The sequence below is a fragment of the Streptomyces sp. NBC_01408 genome (genome assembly GCF_026340255.1).
Lineage (GTDB): Bacteria > Actinomycetota > Actinomycetes > Streptomycetales > Streptomycetaceae > Streptomyces.
This window is the reverse complement of the sequence record NZ_JAPEPJ010000001.1, coordinates 260,224-277,766: the sequence shown is the minus strand read 5'-3', so window position 1 is coordinate 277,766 and position 17,543 is coordinate 260,224. Positions and strand designations below refer to the sequence as shown.

Below are 17,543 nucleotides of genomic sequence, written 5' to 3'. Positions count from 1 at the left end.
GCACCCATGAACGACGAGTGGCTGATCTACCGGGGTGTCGGCGAACCCCACGACGGGATCGACGCCCTGCCCGATCCGCCGCCGTGGCGGGACTTCGACGGCGGGCCGGTCGGCGGTGCGGGCGGCGGTGCGGGCGGCGGTGCGGGTGACCCGGCGGGTGGCCCGGCGGGTGACCCGGCGGGTGGCCCGGCGGGGGAGGCCGGCGCCGCCGACGGCGCCATCGCCCGGCGCCTCGGGGCGCACCGGCAGGCCGCCGAACTGCACCGGCCGGAGCCCGAGGAGCTGGACGCCGTCAACGCCGCGCTGTACCTGCGGCGGCCGCTGCTCGTGACGGGCTACCCCGGCACCGGCAAGTCCACCCTCGCGCACGCCGTCGCCCACGAGCTGAAACTGGGGCGGGTGCTGCGCTGGCCGGTGGTCTCGCGGACCGTGCTCCAGGACGGGCTCTACCGCTACGACGCCCTCGCCCGGCTCCAGGACGTGCAGATCGCGGCCGGCGGCGGGGCACCCGGCGGGGCGCCCGGCATCGGCAAGTACATCCGGCTCGGGCCGCTGGGCACCGCCCTGCTGCCCACCGCCCGCCCGCGCGTGCTCCTGATCGACGAACTCGACAAGAGCGACGTCGACCTGCCGAACGACCTGCTGAACGTGCTGGAGGAAGGGGAGTTCGCGCTCCCGGAACTGGAACGGGTCGCGGACACCGAGCCCGCGGTACGGGTGCTCACCGACGACGGGGCCAAGGCGACCGTCCACGGCGGCCGGGTCCGCTGCCGGGCCTTCCCCTTCATCATCCTGACCAGCAACGGGGAACGGGACTTCCCGGCGGCCCTGCTGCGGCGCTGCATCCAGCTCAAACTCGGCCAGCCGGGCGAGAAACGGCTCGCCACCATGGTCCGGGCACACCTCGGCGACGAGGCCGCCCGGCTCGGGGCCGACCTGATCCGGGAGTTCCTCAGCCGCTCCCAGACCGAGCTCGTCGCCGCCGACCAGCTGCTCAACGCCGTGTACCTCACCCACTACGCCGCCCCGCCCACCCGGGAGGACCTCGCGGACCTGCTCATCCAGCGCCTCGACCGACCGAGGTGAGGGGCCGTGCCCATCCGCGAACTGGCCGCCCTGCTGCGCGCCGCCGGGATCGATCCGACGGCCGAGGAGCTCGCCGACGCCCTGTGGCTGGCCGGGAAGATCCACGGGCCCGGGCCGACCGCGTCCGGGCCGTTCGCGGCGGGGACGGACGAGCCCGGCCAGGAGACGGAGGCCGACGGTCCCGTCAGCCTGCCCGCGGAGCCCGTGGGCGGGGAGCCCGGGCCGGAGCCGGAGGCTGAGGACCCGGTCAGGCTCTATGCCGCCGGAGCACGCCGTACCGCGGCGGCCGAGGGGGAGCTGCCGGAGGATCCCGGAGTGCCCGTACGCGTCCCCCGGGCCGCCGCCCTGCCCCGGATCCTCGACATCCAGCGGGCCCTGCGCGCCCTCCAGCGGCACCGGCCGCCCGTCCCGCCCGCCCGGACGGTGCTCGACGAGGCGGCCACCGCCGAGGCCAGCGCCCGGGCCTTCGGGACGGTCATCCCGGTGTTCCGCCCGGACACCCGCCGCGAGGCGACCGCACGGCTGGTCATGGACGCCTCCCCGTCGATGGCGGTCTGGCACGACATGTTCGAGGAACTGCGCTCCGTGTGCGAACGGCTGGGCGCCTTCCGGGACGTGCGGGTCCACTACCTGCACCGGCTCGCCGACGGCACGCCGGTGCTCGGGCGCTGCCCCGTAGCCGCCCCCGGGCTGCGCTCCGGCGACCAGCTGCGCGACCCGACCGGACGCGCGCTGACCATGCTGGTCTCCGACTGCACCGGACCGCTGTGGCGGGAGGGCCAGGCGCAGCGGCTGCTGTACCGGTGGGCCGAGTGCACCCCGTGCATGGTCGTACAGCCGCTGCCCCAGCGGCTGTGGGGCCGCAGCTGGCTGCCGACCGAACGCGGCACCCTCACCCGGATCGAGGGCGGCGGAGGGAAGCTGAAGTTCCGGTCGGACCGGCCGCCGCGCTCCGGACGGCCCACCGGCGGACTCGCCGTGCCCGTCCTGCCGCCCGGCGCCACCGCACTCGGCGCGTGGGCCCGGCTCGTCGCCGGGATCGGGACCGGGCCGGTACCCGCCGAGGTGGGCCGGGTACTGGCCGCACACCCGGCGGCCCCCGCGCCGCCGCCCGCGGCCGTCCGGCCCCCGCTCGAACTGGTGCGGCGCTTCCGCTCCTCCGCCGCGCCACGCGCCGTCCAGCTGGCCGTGTACCTGTCGGCGGCGCCGCTGACCCTGCCCGTGATGCGGCTGGTGCAGCGCACCATGCTGCCGGACTCCGAACCGTCCGACCTGGCGGAGGTGCTGCTCAGCGGGATGCTGCGGCGCAGCGGACCGGAGCCCGGGCAGTGGTACGAGTTCGTCCCAGGGGTGCAGGACGTCCTGCTGGGACCGCTCGGGCGGGACGAGGCCGCGCTGGTGCTGAAGCACTGCTCGGAGTACGTCCAGGCACACTTCGGGCGGGGCGTGCGCAACTTCCCCGCCCTCGCGGTCTCCCAGCTGACCGGGGCGCCCGTGGCGGCGGACCCGGGCGGCCAGGCCGGTGACGGCCCGCAGGACGCCGCCGAGCGGGTGCCCGCGGGACCGCTCCCGCAGGCCTTCGCCCAGGTGTCGGCCAAGGTCGTACGCCGCTACCTGCCGGACGTCCCGGGCCTGCCGGGCCCCACGCGGAGCGAGGGTCCGGCGGTGCGCGAGCCCGTGGCCGCCGCCCCGGCGCCCGGCCGGGCCTGGGCGGTACGGACCGCCCGGGAACGGCTCGCGGACGCGGACGCCGACACGGACACCCGGGCGCTGTACGAGGCCGTGGCGGTGCTGCGCCGGGCCGTCGCCGCCCCGGCCGGGGCCGACGACCCGCCCGAGGAGGCGGAGACCGAGCTGGCCCGGGCACTGCTGCGGCTGTGGGCGGCCGAACGCGACCCGGACCTGCTCGCCGAGGCCGAACGGGCCGTCACCGGGCTGCGGACGGCGGCGGCACGGCTCGTACGGGGCCGGGTGCTGTACGAACGGGCGCTCGCGGCCGAACCCGACGCGGAGCTGCTGGCCGCGGCCGACCGGGAGTTCGCGGCGGCGGGCGCCCTCCCCGACCCGGACGGCGGCGCACTGCGACGGGACTGCGCGGTGCGGCGCGCCCAGACCCTCATCCGGCTCAGCGAACTGCGGGACGACCCGGGGGCGCTGCGGGAGGCCCGGGCCGCCCTGGAACCCCTCGCGGGCCCCGCCCCTGACCCCGACCCCGACCCTGGGGCACCCGGCCCGGGGGCACCCGTCGCAACCCCGGGCTCCGACGCGCGGCCCGGCCCCGAACTGCACCTGGCCCTGGGCCGGGTCCTGCTGGCCCTCCTGCCCCGCACCCCGGACCCGGCCGAGCGCACGGAGCTGGCCGGACAGGCCGCGGCCCGGCTGGCCGTGGACCCGGCGGCCCCGCGCGAGGAGCGGGCGCGGGTCCGGGTGGAGCGGGCCACCGCGCTGCGCCACCTGCCCGACCGGCTGGAGGAGGCGTCCGGGCAGCTCGCCACGGCCCTGGAGGAGGCCGCCGGCGATCCGGAGCTGCGGGTGGCGGCGCTGCTCGGCGTGGCCCGGGTGCGCCGCGCCCGCTACGAACGGGACGGGGACCCGGTGGACCTGGAGGGCGCGGCCGAGGCGTACGGCCGTGCCCGGCGGCTGATCCCGCGGGACGCGGAGGCCTTCGGGGAACTGCTGCCCGAGTGGGGCGACGTACTCCTGGACCGGGCGCGCGCCGCCGACGGGCGGAGCTTCACGGGAGCCGCCGTACGGGTGCTCCGCGAGAGCCGGGCCGCGGTGCCGCAGTCCGACCCCCGGGCCGCGCACCGGCTGGCGCGGCTCGCCACCGGGCTCCGGATGCGGCACGCGTACGAGGGCGACGTGGTGGACCTGCGGGAGGCGGAGTACCTGCTGGAGCTGGCCGTCCGGCAGAGCCGCAGCCCCCTGGAGCAGGCCCGCGCCTGGCGGGACCACGGCGACGTCCAGCGGGAGATCCACGGCCACACCCGGGCGGCGGACCGCCTCGACCGGGCGGCGGACTCCTACCGGCGGGCCTGGCGGGCCGCGCTGGAGGCGGACCGGGAGGAGGGTGGGGAGGTCGCCGTCGAGCTGGCCGCCCGGGTGCAGGAGCTGCGCGGCGAGGTGCTGGAGCGGCTGGCCCGGCCCCGGGCGGCGCTGGACGCGTACCGCTCCGCCCTTGAGCTGTGGGCGCGGCTCGGCGCGGGCGCCGAGGGCCGGTACGAGGCGCTGCGCGCGCGGGTGAGGGCCCTGGAGGCGGGGCCCTGAGGAGAACCGGCCGGACCGGGTCCGCCGTTTCCGGGGACCGGCCACGGGGAAAGGGCGGACCATCGGTGGCGGGACAACAGGGGGACGCGCGACGCATGGTGACGAAACGTCAGGACCTGTCCACGGCGACCTCCCGGACGGAGTGCCCCGGGCGGCGGCTGCCGGACCTCTCCGGGCTGGATCTGGCCGCGCTGCGCGGGATCGACCATCCCGTGCTCGCCCAGGTGATCGAAGGCATGGTCGAACGGGTGACCCATCCGGCCGAGATCCTGAACGCATTCGACTCCGGGGTCGTCTGATCTGTCCCGGCCGCACGCGAGTTGACCACTTTCCGCCGTTAGCCGGGACCGTCCGGAGGGCAGGGATGGACCGTCCCCCGGGGTGGCTCCCGGCGGTAGCCGGGGGAGGGAGGTGCAGGCGATGAGGCGAGCAACCAGGACCGACCCCGAGCTGCCCGCCCCCACCACCCCCGCCCCGCCGGCCCCGCACCCCACGGGCCCCGCTCCTGCCCTGGCGGCCCCGGGCACTGCCACGGGCCTTGCGGCCCCCGGCCCCTCCAGCCCCGCCCCGGCAGCCCCGGGCGCGACGGGCCCGGCTCCTGCCCCGGCGGCCCCGGGCGCGACGGGCCAGGCCACTGTCCCGGCGGCCCCGGGCGCCACCGACCCCGCCGCCCCGGCGGCCCTGGGCGCCACCGACCCCGCCGCCCCGGCGGCCCTGGGCGCCACAGGCCCCGCCCCCGCCCCGGCGGCCCCGGACGCGACGACGGGCCCGGCTCCCGCCCCTGCGGCCCCGGCCGCCACAGGCCCCGCCCCCGCCCCGGCGGGTAGGGGTGCGACGGGGCCAGCCGCCGGCTCCGGCCCCGCCGGCGCCGGCGGCTCGCGGCTTGTCGCGCAGCATCGGCGGCACGTGTTTCACGCCCCCTGGCCCTACGCCCGGCTCGACGTGCCCGCGCTGCGGGCCGCCGGGCACCGGCCGCACCCGATACGGCAGTTCGTCCTCAAGACGCGCAGCCGCTGCAACCTCGCCTGCACCTACTGCTACGTCTACGAGATGGCCGACCAGAGCTGGCGCGCCCAGCCGCCCGCCATGACCCCGGCCACCATCGCCCGCGCCGCCGAGCGGATAGCCGAACACGCCGCCGCCCACCGCCCGGCCCGCATCGACCTGGTCCTGCACGGCGGCGAGCCGCTGCTCACCGCACCCGCCGGGCTCGCCGCACCCGTCGACGCCGTACGGGCGGCCGTGGCGCGGGCGGCGCCCCGTACCCGGGTCACCGCCACCGTCCAGACCAACGGCACGCTGCTCACCCGCGGCCGGCTCGCCGCGCTGCGAGCCGCCGGGATCCGGGTCGGGGTCAGCCTCGACGGGGGCCTGCCCGCGCACAACTCCCGGCGCGTGGACCACGCCGGGCGGCCCGGGTTCGGTGCCGCCACCCGAGGGCTGCGGCTCCTGTCCCGGCACCCGGACAGCTACGCCGGGGTGCTCTGCGTCGTCGATCTCGGCCAGGACCCGGTGGAGACCTACGAGTCCCTGCTCGCCTTCGCCCCGCCCAGCCTCGGCCTGCTCCTGCCGCTCGCCAACTGGAGCTCCCCGCCGCCCGGCCACCACCCCGGCCACCCGGCCCCGTACGCCGACTGGCTCGTCGCCGTCTTCGAACGCTGGTGGCACGACGGGGTGCGGCGCACCCGGATCCGGATCTTCGAGGAGATCATCGCCCTGCTGCTCGGCCTGCCCGCCGCCACCGAGACCCTCGGGCTCGCACCCGCCACCACCGCCGTGATCGAGACCGACGGCTCCATCGAACAGGCCGACTCCCTGAAATCCGCTTACGAGGGCGCCGCCGCCACCGGCATGACCCTGGACACCCACAGCTTCGACCAGCTCCTGGACCACCCCGGGCTCGCCGCCCGCCAGCTGGGCCGGGAGGCGCTCGCCGCCTGCTGCCGGGCCTGCGAACTGGTGGAGGTGTGCGGCGGCGGGCACTACCCGCACCGCTACCTGGCCGGCGAGGGTTTCCGCCAGCCGTCCGTGTACTGCGCCGACCTCACCGCCCTGATCCGGCACATCGCCGCCGCCGTCCAGCACGCCGCTGTCCCGCACGCCGCTGTCCCGCACGCCGCCGTCCCTCCGGCGGCCGCCTCGTGACCACCTCGCTCGCCGCGTTCACCGTCACCTCGCCGACCCTGCGCGCCCTGGCCTCCACCGAGCCCTCCGCGGAAGGCACCCGCCTGGTCCGCGACGTACGCCGCTCCAAGCGCCTGGTCCTGCTGCGTGCGGTCCTCGACGCCGCGCCCGGCGGCCCGGCCGGGGAGGCCGCCGGCCACTGGGCCCTGCTGGAGGAGGCCGAGCGGCGCGACCCCGGCGCGGTGCGCGACGTCCTGCACTACCCGGCCACCGGCGTATGGGCCGAGGAGACCCTGCGCCGGCTGCACGCCCCGTACGGCCCCGCCCCCGACCTCGGACACCTCGGAGCCCTCGCCGCGGCAGCCGCCCTGCGCTCCGGAATCTCCTTCAGCCTCACCCTGCGCCCCCTGCACGGCCGGCTCCTCCTGCCCACCCTGGGCCTGCTGCGGCCCGACCGGCCCGGCCCGCTCGCCCTCACCGAACGCTCCTGGGACACCGACGACCCCGCGACCCTGGCCCTGCACACCCTGCCCGGAGGCGCCACCGCCCTCGACGACCTCGACCCCTACCGAGCCCCCGGCCCCGCGCACCCCGCCCCCGCCGCCGTCCGCCCCGCCCGCCGGCTCACCCCCAAGGGGCACAAACGCTGGGACACCCAGTGGTCCGGCGCGCTCACCCTCCTCCAGCGGTACGACACCGTCCGCGCCGAGGAGACCGTCCAACTGCTCCGCTCCGTCGTGCCGCTGGCCGGCGGCTCCCGATCCCACGGCGCCACCCTGCCCGCCGCCGCGGGCTCCGTACTGGCCCGCGCGCAGGCCCCGCCCGCGCTGGCCGCCACCCTCGTCCACGAGGTCCAGCACGGCAAGCTCAGCGCCCTCGCCGACGTCCTGACCCTGCACACCGCCGACCGCACACCCCGGCACTGGGCCCCCTGGCGCACCGACCCCCGCCCCCTCGACGGGCTCCTGCACGGCGCGTACGCCCACCTCGCCCTGGCCGGCTACTGGCAGCGCGCCGCCCTCTACGGGGCCCGCGGCGCCTGGGCCCAGCACGCCAGGATCCGCGCCCAGGTCGCCGCCGTCCTCCCCGTCCTGCGGGCCCATCCCGGACTGACCCCGGCCGGACGGGAGTTCACCGATGCCATGACCGCCGCCGAGCTCGCCATGGACGACCTGCCGCCGCCCGGCGACCAGCACACCACCGCCCGCCGGGCCGTCGACCGGGAACGCCGCGCCTGGTGCGAGGCGCATCCCGAACTCGCTCCGTTCACCCAGGTCTGACCGGGTCCGTACGGGTACCTCCTGCGGTACCTTTCAAGCCCGTCCACCGCCCGGATTCCAGGGAGACGGCCGCATGACCGGTAGTCGGCAGGACTCCAGCCCGACGGCTCAGCCGCAGCACCAGCCGCAACTCCAGCACCAGCCGCCGCACCAGGCACAGCGCTTCGTCATCAGCTTCGCGGGATTCAACCGCCCCTGGGCCGTGTGGATCGCCCACCGCCTCGAAGAGCACGGCCACCGCGTGGCCCTCCAGCGCTGGGACCCGCAGAACAGCCCCGGCCTAGCCCCCGCCCTCGACGACCTGGCCCGCTCCGGCAGCCGGGTCCTCCTCGTCCTCAGCGAACGCTACTTCTCCGCGGGAACCCCCGGCGACATGCAGGACGCGGAGTGGAACACCGCCCTGCGCGCCGTCACCGACCGCCACCCCGACCGCTTCGCCGCCGTCTGCCTCACCGACGCGCCGATGCCCAGCGCCGTCGCCGTACTGGAGAAGACCGACCTGTGGGGGGTGGACGCCTACGAGGCCGAGTACCGGGTGCTGCGCCGGCTGGAGCTGCCCACCGACCGCATCGGCACCGAGACCGGCCGCCGCGGCCCCCGCTTCCCCAACGACCCGCCCGAGATCTGGGGCCGCGTCCCGCGCCGCAACCCGCGCTTCACCGGCCGCAACGACGTCATCGCCATCCTGCGCACGGCGCTGACCGAAGCCCCGCCCGGCGCCTCCGTCGTCACCCTGCTGGGCCTGTCCGGCGTGGGCAAGACCCAGGTCGCCACCGAGTACGCCTACCGCTTCGCCTCCGAGTACGACCTGGTCTGGTGGGTCCCCGCCGAGGACCGGCCCACCCTGCGCGAACGCCTCGCCGACCTCGCCCCCGCCCTCGGACTGCCCCGCGGTGCGGGCAGCTACGGAGAACAGATCCGGGCCGTCCTCGAAGCACTGCGGCGCGGCTCCCCGTACCACCGCTGGCTGCTGGTCTTTGACGGCTGCGACAACCCCGACGACCTGACCGACCTGCTGCCCTCCGGCGCGGGCGACGTCATCATCACCTCCCGCAACCGCGAATGGGCCGCCCGGCACGCCAGCCTCGTCGAAGTCCCGCTGTACGCCCGGCCCGAGTCCGTCACCTTCATCCGCCGCCGGGCGACGCGCCTCACCGCGGGGGAGGCCGACCAGCTCGCCGAGGCCCTGGAGGACTACCCCCTCGCCCTCGACCAGACCGCCGGCTGGCTCGCCGACTCCCCGCTCACCGTCGGCGACTACCTCGCCCTGCTCCGGCGCCGCCTGGACTCCCACGAAGCCGTCACCGTCTCCGACGACTACCCGCTGCCCTTCCCCACCGCGCTGGCCGTACTCCTCAACAACGTCCGGGAGAACTTCCCCGACGCCCTCGCCCTGCTCCGGCTGTTCGTGTTCTTCGCCCCCGGACCGGTACCGCTGCGGCTGCTGCGCGAGTTCCCCGCCGACGACGTGCCCGAACAGCTCGCCGGACTCATCAACGATCAGATCCGGTGGAACGCCGCCCTCAACAAGCTCGTCCAGTTCTCCGTGGTCCGCCTGGAGTACTCCGACCTGCCGGTGGAGGAGGGCGGCGGCGGCCTGGAGACCGTACAGCTGCACCGCATGGTCCACGGCATCGTCCGCGAGAACCTCTCCGAAGGCGAGGCCGAACCCCTCGCCCGCGCCGTCCGCCAGGTCCTCGCCGCCGCCGACCCCGGCCACCCCTCCGACTCCCGCCTGTGGTCCCGTTACGCCGAACTCGTCCCCCACCTGGCCACCTCGGGCGTCCTCGCCAGCAGCAACCCGCGGATCCAGAACTTCCTGCTGCACTGCCTGCGCTACCTGATCCTCGCCGGGGAGTACCGCACCTGCCTGCGGCTGTGCGAGGACACCGACCGGTCCTGGCGGGCCATGCTCGGCGAGGACCATCCCAAGGTCCGCGAACTCAGCTACCCCTACGGCGGAGCCCTGCGCAACCTCGGCCTCTTCCCCCGCGCCGGAATCCTCACCAAGGCCGTCGCCGACCGGCTCACCGGGGAACGCGGCGAGCGGGACCTGCAGACCCTGCGCGCCCGCAGCGCCTACGGCGGCGTCCTGCTGTGCACCGCCGACTTCGAACCGGCCCGCGAGATCTTCGAACACACCCTGGCCACCTACCGCGAACTCCTCGGCGAGGACGACTCCACCACGCTCGACGCCCAGAACAACCTCGCCGCCACCTACCGGCTGCTGGGCCGCTACCAGGACGCCTACGACCTCGACCTCGACACCCTGCGCCGCCGCGAGCGCGTCCTGCGGCCCCTGCACATCTCCACCCTCGCCTCCGGCATCGCCTGCGCCATGGGCCTGCGCCTGATGGGCCGCTACCGGGAGGCCCAGACCCGGCAGGAACAAGGCGTCAAACTCAACACCCAGGTGCTCGGCCTCGGCCACCCGCAGACCCTGCGCGCCGAACACAACCTCGGCCAGTGCCTGCGCCGTTCGGGGGACATCCCCGGCGCGGGCCTGCGGCTGCGGACCGTGTGGGAGCGCGCCACGAGGGTCTTCGGCGCCGACTACCCGTGGACCCTGATGGTCGCCTCCGACTACGCCACCTACCTCCGGGAGTACGGGGACATCGGCGAGGCCCGCCGGATCTCCGAGGACGTGGTCCGCGGCTACCGCTCGCAGCTCGGCCCCGCCCACCCGTACAGCATCGGCACGCTCGGCAACCTCGGCCTGGTCCTGCGCGCCCAGGGCGAACGCCCGGAAGCCCTGGACCTCGCCGAACGGGCCCTGACCGGCATGCGCGGCGCGCTCGGCGACCGGCACCCCTGGACCCTGGGCTGCGCGCTGAACGCCACCGGCCACCGCAACATCACCGGGCGCCTGGAGGACGCGCTGGACCTGAGCCGTCAGACGCTGCGCACCGCCGAACAGGTCCTGGGCCCGGACCACCCGATGACCCTGAGCGCGCAGATCGCCCTGGCCGCGGACCTCCGGTCGGTACGGGAGGACGTGGAGGCGGGCAAGCACGAGGACGCGGGCATCAAGGGCCTGACCCGCACCCTCGGCCCCCAGCACGTCCACACGGTCTCGGCGAAGCAGCAGACCCGCCCGTACTGGGACTTCGAACCGCAGCCGTAGGGGGTACGGGGGCCCACGCGTGCGGGGTCTTCGCCTCCCTGGCCTCCCGCGCTGACCCGGTGGTTGCCCACCCGCCCCCCTCGGCGGCGGGGCGGGGGCTGAGGGCTTGCTGGTCAGGGTCGGGGGTGGGCGGGATCTCCTTGACCGGCATCAGAGAAGCCTTGGGGGTTTCCCGTCAGTCCCATCGTCCTTCCGTGTCGGGCCGGTCCCTCAAGGGCGCTCCTTCGTCGCGTCGCTTCGCGATGGCCTTCGGCCACCCTTGACCGACCGTCCCGCCCCGGAAAGACAAGGACTGCCGGGAAGCCCCCAAAGGGACGGGCCGGGGGATCGAGGTCCACACGGGGTCATCAGCGATGGGCGGGCGTGCGCCCGAGGGGCAGATCCCCAGGCGGGACTCGTTTGCATCGGATCCCCCCGGTCTGGGGCGGGCCAGCTCCATCAGACGGCGGTCAGATGGAGTTGGTGGCAGGCCAGACGGGATGGACGCGTCAGATCGCTACGCGCTTCTCGATGACGGCGGCGAACGGCTGTCCGGGGCTGGGCGGCCCCGGGGCCGTCGATAGCGTTGGTCATTCGGCTGGCTCGACATTGTCGACTGCCGTGGCGAACTCGCGGCCGGACGCGGCTCGGATGTAGGCCAGTTCCATCCAGTGCTGGTGGACGGAGTCCGACACGTCCTCGTTGACCACGGCCATGAGCACTCCTTCGGTACCGGACGCGACATCTCGTACACGGCGGCGCAGCAGGCGATGAGGGACGTACTCGTAGCGTTCAGCCATCGGTCGGCTCCTGAATGGAGGAGAGGAAACGCTCCCAGCCGACGAGCGCACGGTCGAGGAGTTCCTGGCTGAGCTCAGGTCCGACCTCCAGGCTCAGCCAGGGGCTGTCCGGGGCTTCGTGGGTGTCGGGAGTCATCGGTGGCGCCTTCCGGGACTGGGCAGGTTGCGGTCTTGCGGCATGCGGACAGAATCCGGTGACTGTGCGTGCAAGCTCGATATCCGGGCGGTAATCTCACCGTGGGATGACTTTCGATCTCGCAGGCGGATGACGGGAGTGGGCGACCGTGGGAACACCGCTCGTGCCGACTGCCCTGCCCGACTGGGCGTGGGAGCGTGCAGATGTACGTCAGGCCCTTCGCGCGCGCGATGTGGGGGCAGTCTTCCGGGCTGTGCAGCAGTACAGCGGAGTCAGTCAGGCGCGCATCGCTGCGGCGGTCGGCATGACCCAGGCGCGGGTGAACGAGATCATCAACCGACGCCGTGAGGTGTCGCGCCTCGATGTGTACGAGCGGATCGCTGACGGGCTGAACATGCCGGACGACGCTCGCCATCTCCTCGGGCTGGCGGCCGGTCGTGAGCAGCGTTCCGGCGGGGCCGCGTTCGACCTCGCAGCGTTTCCTGAGGTGGTGCGGGTGTACTCCGCGCAGGCCGCCGCGCGGGAGGAGATCCAACAGCAGGTGCGGGGCGCGAAGGAGTTGGACATCCTCGCGGTGCGTGGCCTGGGTTTGATCGGTCTGAACGATTCGATGTTGCGCGCTCACATCGGGAGGCCCGGTGGCGGTCTCCGAGTGCGGGTGCTGTTGCTCGATCCGGAGGCGCCGGCCCTTGCCTTACGCGCCGCCGAGATCGGCGAGTCGGCGGAGTCTCTTGCCAGTGGTGTGCGGCTGGCCGAGGCTCGGCTCCGTGAGCTTGCAGGGATCTGTGACATCGAGGTGTACAGGTACGGCATGCTGCCCACGTGGCGGGTGATCCGGGCTGACTCCACCATGTTCGTCGGGGCGTTCGACGCAGGTTGGGAGGGGCACGAGTCTGCCACGTACAAGGTGATGGAGACGCCGCACGGCCCGCTGTTCAGGGGGTTCCGGCGCATGTTCGAGGCTGTCGCCAGGGGCGCTGAACGTACGGTTTGAGAGGGGACGGACGCATGATCGAAGCGGAGCTGAAGGCGCGTGTGCACGCGCCGGAAGAGACGCTGCGGCGGCTGGACGAGCGGGCCGTGGGCCGGGCCGAGGTGTACCAGGACACCTATTACGACACGGTAGACGGGGCCTTGGCGGTCCGGGACGAAGAGCTCCGGGTGCGGACCGTGCACGGGCCGGATGAGACGCTCACGGTCCTCACGTACAAGGGCGCCCCGGTGGACGAAGAGTCCGGTTCGAAGCCGGAGCATGAGACCCGAGTGGAGGATGCCCAGGCTGTTCACGCCGTGCTGCGCGGGCTTGGGTACGTACCAGCTGTCGCGTTCGAGAAGAGGTGCAGGAACTATGCCTTCGAGGCGTGGGGCCGACAGATGCTCGCCACTTTGGTCCGCGTCCCCGAGCTCGACGGGACGTTCCTGGAGTTGGAGACTCTCGTCGAGGAGAAGGACGTAACCGCGGCCCTTGACGACGTCCGCGAGGTTCTCGCCGAGCTCGGCATCGGCGCGGACGACCTGACGCGCGAGCAGTACACCGCCGCGGTGAAGGCCCGTCGCTGCGGCGGGGCTACGGGCCTTTGAGCTCATGGCTCGGGTTGGAGTGGCGGATTAGGCCCGGTTCAACCGCACCAAAGGAGCACGCTGACCATGGCAGACCTCGGAGTCACCTACGACAAGACGACGAATGCCGCATAAGCATCGAAGCGCCCCCGACGCTTGCACGCGTCGGCAGCCTCCAGAGCCGGAAGGCCCGGCTCCCACGAGGGGGCCGGGCCTTCCGTACTGCTGAGCTGGCGCAGCGACTACGCCTCGAAGACCTCGTTCAGCAGGAGCTGCTGCTCCGCCTGGTGGCGCTTCGCCGAGCCCACCGCCGGGGACGAGCCGTGCGGGCGCGAGATGCGCCGCAGGCGCTCGCCCGCCGGGACCTCCGCGCCGACCGCCAGGTCGAGGTGGTCGATCAGGTTCAGTGCGATGAACGGCCACGCACCCTGGTTCGCCGGCTCCTCCTGCGCCCAGATGTACTTCGCCGCGTTCGGGAACTTGGCGATCTCGGCCTGGAGCTCCGCACCCGCCAGCGGGTACAGCCGCTCGATGCGGATGATCGCGGTGTCCGTGATGCCGCGCTTCTCGCGCTCGGCCTCCAGGTCGTAGTAGACCTTGCCGGCGCAGAAGACGACCTTGCGGACCGCGCTCGGGTCCACGGTGGCGTCCCCGATGACCGGACGGAACGAGCCGTTCGTGAACTCCTCCGCCTTCGACGCCGCCGCCTTCAGACGCAGCATCGACTTCGGGGTGAAGACGATGAGCGGCTTGTGGTGCGGGTTGAGGGACTGCCAGCGCAGCAGGTGGAAGTAGTTCGACGGCAGGGTCGGCATCGCGACCGTCATGTTGTCCTGCGCGCACATCTGGAGGAAGCGCTCGGGACGCGCGGACGAGTGGTCCGGGCCCTGGCCCTCGTAGCCGTGCGGGAGGAGGAGGGTGACGCCGCTCGTCTGGCCCCACTTCTGCTCGGCCGAGGAGATGAACTCGTCGACGACCGTCTGCGCGCCGTTGACGAAGTCACCGAACTGGGCCTCCCAGAGGACCAGCGCGTCGGGACGGGCCAGCGAGTAGCCGTACTCGAAGCCCATCGCCGCGTACTCGGAGAGCAGCGAGTCGTAGACGTTGTAGCGGGCCTGCTCGTCCGACAGGTACTGCAGCGGGGTGTAGTCCTCGCCGGTCTCCCGGTCGATGAGGACCGCGTGGCGCTGGCCGAAGGTGCCGCGGCGGGAGTCCTGGCCGGACAGCCGGACCGGGGTGCCCTCCATCAGCAGCGAACCGAAGGCCAGGGTCTCGCCCATGCCCCAGTCGATCGTGCCCTCGTCGATCATCGACGCGCGGCGCTGCAGCTGCGGCAGCAGACGCGGGTGGACGGTGACGTGGTCGGGGATGTTGACCTGGGACTCGGCGATCCGCTTGACGACGTCCTGGGAGATCGCGGTGTTCACGGCGACCGGGAACACCTGCGCGACCTGCGCGGGCACCTGGGTGCCGGCGGCCGGCTGCGTGGCGGCCTCGCGGACCTCCGCGAAGACCTTCTCCAGCTGGCCCTGGAAGTCCTGGAGCGCCTGCTCGGCCTCTTCCAGCGTGATGTCGCCGCGACCGATGAGGGACTCGGTGTACAGCTTGCGCACCGAGCGCTTCTTGTCGATCAGGTCGTACATCAACGGCTGCGTGAACGCCGGGTTGTCGGACTCGTTGTGGCCGCGGCGGCGGTAGCAGATGAGGTCGATGACCACGTCCTTGTTGAACGCCTGGCGGAACTCGAACGCCAGACGGGCAACGCGGACGACCGCCTCCGGGTCGTCGCCGTTCACGTGGAAGATCGGCGCCTCGATCATGCGGGCCACGTCGGTCGCGTACATCGAGGAACGCGAGGACTCCGGGGCGGCGGTGAAGCCGACCTGGTTGTTGATGACCACGTGCACGGTGCCGCCGGTGCGGTAGCCGCGCAGCTGCGACATGTTCAGCGTCTCGGCGACCACACCCTGGCCCGCGAAGGCCGCGTCGCCGTGCAGGGCCAGCGGCAGGACCGTGAAGTCCGTGCCGCCCTTGTTGATGACGTCCTGCTTGGCGCGGGCGACACCCTCCAGGACCGGGTCCACGGCCTCCAGGTGCGAGGGGTTCGCGACGAGCGAGACCTTGATCTGCTCCCCGTCCAGGCCCGTGAAGGTGCCCTCGGCGCCCAGGTGGTACTTGACGTCGCCGGAGCCGTGCATCGACTTCGGGTCGAGGTTGCCCTCGAACTCGCGGAAGATCTGCGCGTACGACTTGCCGACGATGTTCGCGAGGACGTTCAGGCGGCCGCGGTGGGCCATGCCGATGACGACCTCTTCGAGGCGGGCCTCGGCGGCCGAGTCGATGACGGCGTCGAGCAGCGGGATGACGGACTCGCCGCCCTCCAGCGAGAACCGCTTCTGGCCGACGTACTTCGTCTGCAGGAAGGTCTCGAAGGCCTCCGCCGCGTTCAGGCGGCGCAGGATCCGCAGCTGCTCCTCGCGCTCCGGCTTGGAGTGCGGGCGCTCGATGCGGTCCTGGATCCAGCGGCGCTGCTTCGGGTCCTGGATGTGCATGAACTCGACGCCGGTGGTGCGGCAGTACGAGTCGCGCAGCACGCCGAGGATGTCGCGCAGCTTCATCATCGACTTGCCGGAGAAGCCGCCGACCGCGAACTCGCGCTCCAGGTCCCACAGGGTGAGGCCGTGCTCGGTGATGTCGAGGTCGGGGTGCTTGCGCTGCTTGTACTCCAGCGGGTCGGTGTCGGCCATGACGTGGCCGCGGACCCGGTAGGAGTGGATCAGCTCGAAGACGCGGGCGGCCTTCGTGACGTCGTCGTCGTGCGAGGCGTCGATGTCCCGGTTCCAGCGGACCGGCTCGTACGGGATGCGCAGCGCCTCGAAGACGTCGTCGTAGAAGCCGCTCTCGCCGAGCAGCAGGTTCGCGACGATGCGCAGGAACTCGCCGGAGGCCGCGCCCTGGATGACCCGGTGGTCGTAGGTCGAGGTCAGGGTCATGACCTTGGAGATGCCCAGCTTGTTCAGGGTGTCCTGCGAGGTGCCCTGGAACTCGGCGGGGTAGTCCATGGAGCCGACACCCATGATGACCGACTGTCCGGGCATCAGGCGGGGCACGGAGTGCACGGTGCCCAGGCCGCCGGGGTTGGTGAGGGAGACCGTCACCCCGGTGAAGTCGTCCATCGTCAGCTTGCCGACGCGGGCACGGCGGACGATGTCCTCGTAGGCCTGCCAGAACTCGAAGAAGTTGAGCGTCTCGGCCTTCTTGATGCCGGCGACGACGAGCTGGCGGTCGCCGTTGGGCTTCACCAGGTCGATCGCGAGACCGAAGTTGATGTGCTCCGGCTTGACCAGGGTCGGCTTGCCGTCCTTCTCCGCGAAGGAGTAGTTCATGGCCGGCATGGCCTTGATCGCCTGCACCATCGCGTAGCCGATGAGGTGCGTGAAGGAGATCTTCCCGCCCCGGGCGCGCTTGAGGTGGTTGTTGATGACGATGCGGTTGTCGAACAGCAGCTTCACCGGGACGGCGCGGACGGACGTGGCCGTCGGGACGTCGAGGGAGGCGTTCATGTTCTTGGCTACGGCGGCAGCCGGGCCGCGGAGCGTCACCAGCTCGGGGCCCGCGGGGGCCTCGGTGGCGGGCGCGGCCTGCTTGGCTACGGGAGAGGGGGAGGCGGGCGCGGCAGCCGGTGCGGCGGCGGCCGGGGCCTGGGAGGTGACAGTCACAGCAGGGGCACCAGAGGGGGTGGCAGGAGCAGGGGCAGGAGCTGACACAGGCGCAGAAGGGGGCGCGGCGACAGCCGCTCCGGTGGAGCCGGTGCTCGCACCGGGGGTCGCGGCGGGCGCTGCGGCGCGCGCCGCCCCCGTGGCGGCGGCGTCGGCGGCCTGCGGGGCTGCGGCGACGGTGGTGGCGGCCTGTGCGGAGGCGCCGTCCGTCGTCGTCGGGGACTTCTTCGGCTCTTCGGCCTTCACCGGAGCGACAGCGCCCCCCGGCTTGTAGTCGGCGAAGAAGTCCCACCAGGCCCGGTCGACCGAGTTCGGGTCCTGGAGGTACTGCTGATAGATCTCGTCGACGAGCCACTCATTGGCACCGAAGCCTGAGGCGGGGTTCTTCCCGCCCTCTGCTGCTTCGGTCGTGGTGCTCGAGTTACTGGGGGACTGTGGCGACACGGCGGCAACCGCCCTCTTCCGCTT

The 17,543-nt window shown here is 73.6% G+C and carries 11 protein-coding genes; 8 read left to right on the top strand and 3 right to left on the bottom strand.

Annotated features, from left to right (window positions below; all coding sequences use genetic code 11):
• Nucleotides 1–6: 6 nt before the first annotated feature.
• The 6 genes from OG447_RS01185 (at nucleotide 7) to fxsT (ending at nucleotide 10,881) form a co-directional block, all read left to right on the top strand.
• Nucleotides 7–1,086 carry a MoxR family ATPase gene (locus OG447_RS01185; protein ID WP_266934298.1) on the top strand — a complete coding sequence of 360 codons (1,080 nt, stop codon included), beginning with the start codon at nucleotides 7–9 and terminating at the stop codon, nucleotides 1,084–1,086.
• A gap of 6 nt (nucleotides 1,087–1,092) precedes the next feature.
• Nucleotides 1,093–4,353, top strand: a complete 3,261-nt coding sequence (locus OG447_RS01180) for an SAV_2336 N-terminal domain-related protein (protein WP_266934297.1) — start codon at nucleotides 1,093–1,095, stop codon at nucleotides 4,351–4,353.
• A 95-nt stretch (nucleotides 4,354–4,448) separates the two neighbouring features.
• Complete coding sequence (fxsA, locus tag OG447_RS01175) at nucleotides 4,449–4,652, top strand: FxSxx-COOH cyclophane-containing RiPP peptide (protein ID WP_266934296.1); 204 nt, start codon at nucleotides 4,449–4,451, stop codon at nucleotides 4,650–4,652.
• A 643-nt stretch (nucleotides 4,653–5,295) separates the two neighbouring features.
• Nucleotides 5,296–6,498 (top strand): FxsB family cyclophane-forming radical SAM/SPASM peptide maturase, encoded by a 1,203-nt coding sequence (locus tag OG447_RS01170; protein ID WP_266938698.1) that lies wholly within the window; start codon nucleotides 5,296–5,298, stop codon nucleotides 6,496–6,498.
• Nucleotides 6,495–7,757: an HEXXH motif-containing putative peptide modification protein gene (locus OG447_RS01165; protein ID WP_266934295.1), complete on the top strand. Its 1,263-nt coding sequence runs from the start codon at nucleotides 6,495–6,497 to the stop codon at nucleotides 7,755–7,757. Before OG447_RS01170 ends, OG447_RS01165 begins: the two co-directional genes overlap by 4 nt.
• 73 nt (nucleotides 7,758–7,830) lie before the next feature.
• A complete protein-coding gene (gene fxsT / locus OG447_RS01160; RefSeq protein ID WP_266934294.1) occupies nucleotides 7,831–10,881 on the top strand; it encodes an FxSxx-COOH system tetratricopeptide repeat protein in 3,051 nt (1,016 codons plus the stop codon).
• 569 nt (nucleotides 10,882–11,450) lie between these two features.
• Here fxsT and OG447_RS01155 read toward each other — a convergent pair.
• Together OG447_RS01155 and OG447_RS01150 are read right to left on the bottom strand one after the other, a co-directional pair.
• Nucleotides 11,451–11,660 (bottom strand): hypothetical protein, encoded by a 210-nt coding sequence (locus tag OG447_RS01155; RefSeq protein ID WP_266934293.1) that lies wholly within the window; start codon nucleotides 11,658–11,660, stop codon nucleotides 11,451–11,453.
• Nucleotides 11,653–11,796 carry a hypothetical protein gene (locus OG447_RS01150; RefSeq protein WP_266934292.1) on the bottom strand — a complete coding sequence of 48 codons (144 nt, stop codon included), beginning with the start codon at nucleotides 11,794–11,796 and terminating at the stop codon, nucleotides 11,653–11,655. The genes OG447_RS01155 and OG447_RS01150 overlap by 8 nt, the downstream gene beginning before the upstream one ends.
• Nucleotides 11,797–11,944: 148 nt before the next feature.
• Between OG447_RS01150 and OG447_RS01145 the strand changes: the two genes are divergently transcribed.
• Both OG447_RS01145 and cyaB read left to right on the top strand, forming a co-directional pair.
• Nucleotides 11,945–12,790, top strand: coding sequence for a helix-turn-helix transcriptional regulator (locus tag OG447_RS01145; protein WP_266934291.1), 846 nt, complete (start codon nucleotides 11,945–11,947; stop codon nucleotides 12,788–12,790).
• A gap of 14 nt (nucleotides 12,791–12,804) precedes the next feature.
• Nucleotides 12,805–13,377, top strand: coding sequence for a class IV adenylate cyclase (gene cyaB / locus OG447_RS01140; protein ID WP_266934290.1), 573 nt, complete (start codon nucleotides 12,805–12,807; stop codon nucleotides 13,375–13,377).
• Nucleotides 13,378–13,598: 221 nt separating this feature from the next.
• On the opposite strand, the gene OG447_RS01135 is transcribed toward cyaB, so the two are convergent.
• Complete coding sequence (locus tag OG447_RS01135) at nucleotides 13,599–17,519, bottom strand: multifunctional oxoglutarate decarboxylase/oxoglutarate dehydrogenase thiamine pyrophosphate-binding subunit/dihydrolipoyllysine-residue succinyltransferase subunit (RefSeq protein ID WP_266934289.1); 3,921 nt, start codon at nucleotides 17,517–17,519, stop codon at nucleotides 13,599–13,601.
• Nucleotides 17,520–17,543: the final 24 nt, after the last annotated feature.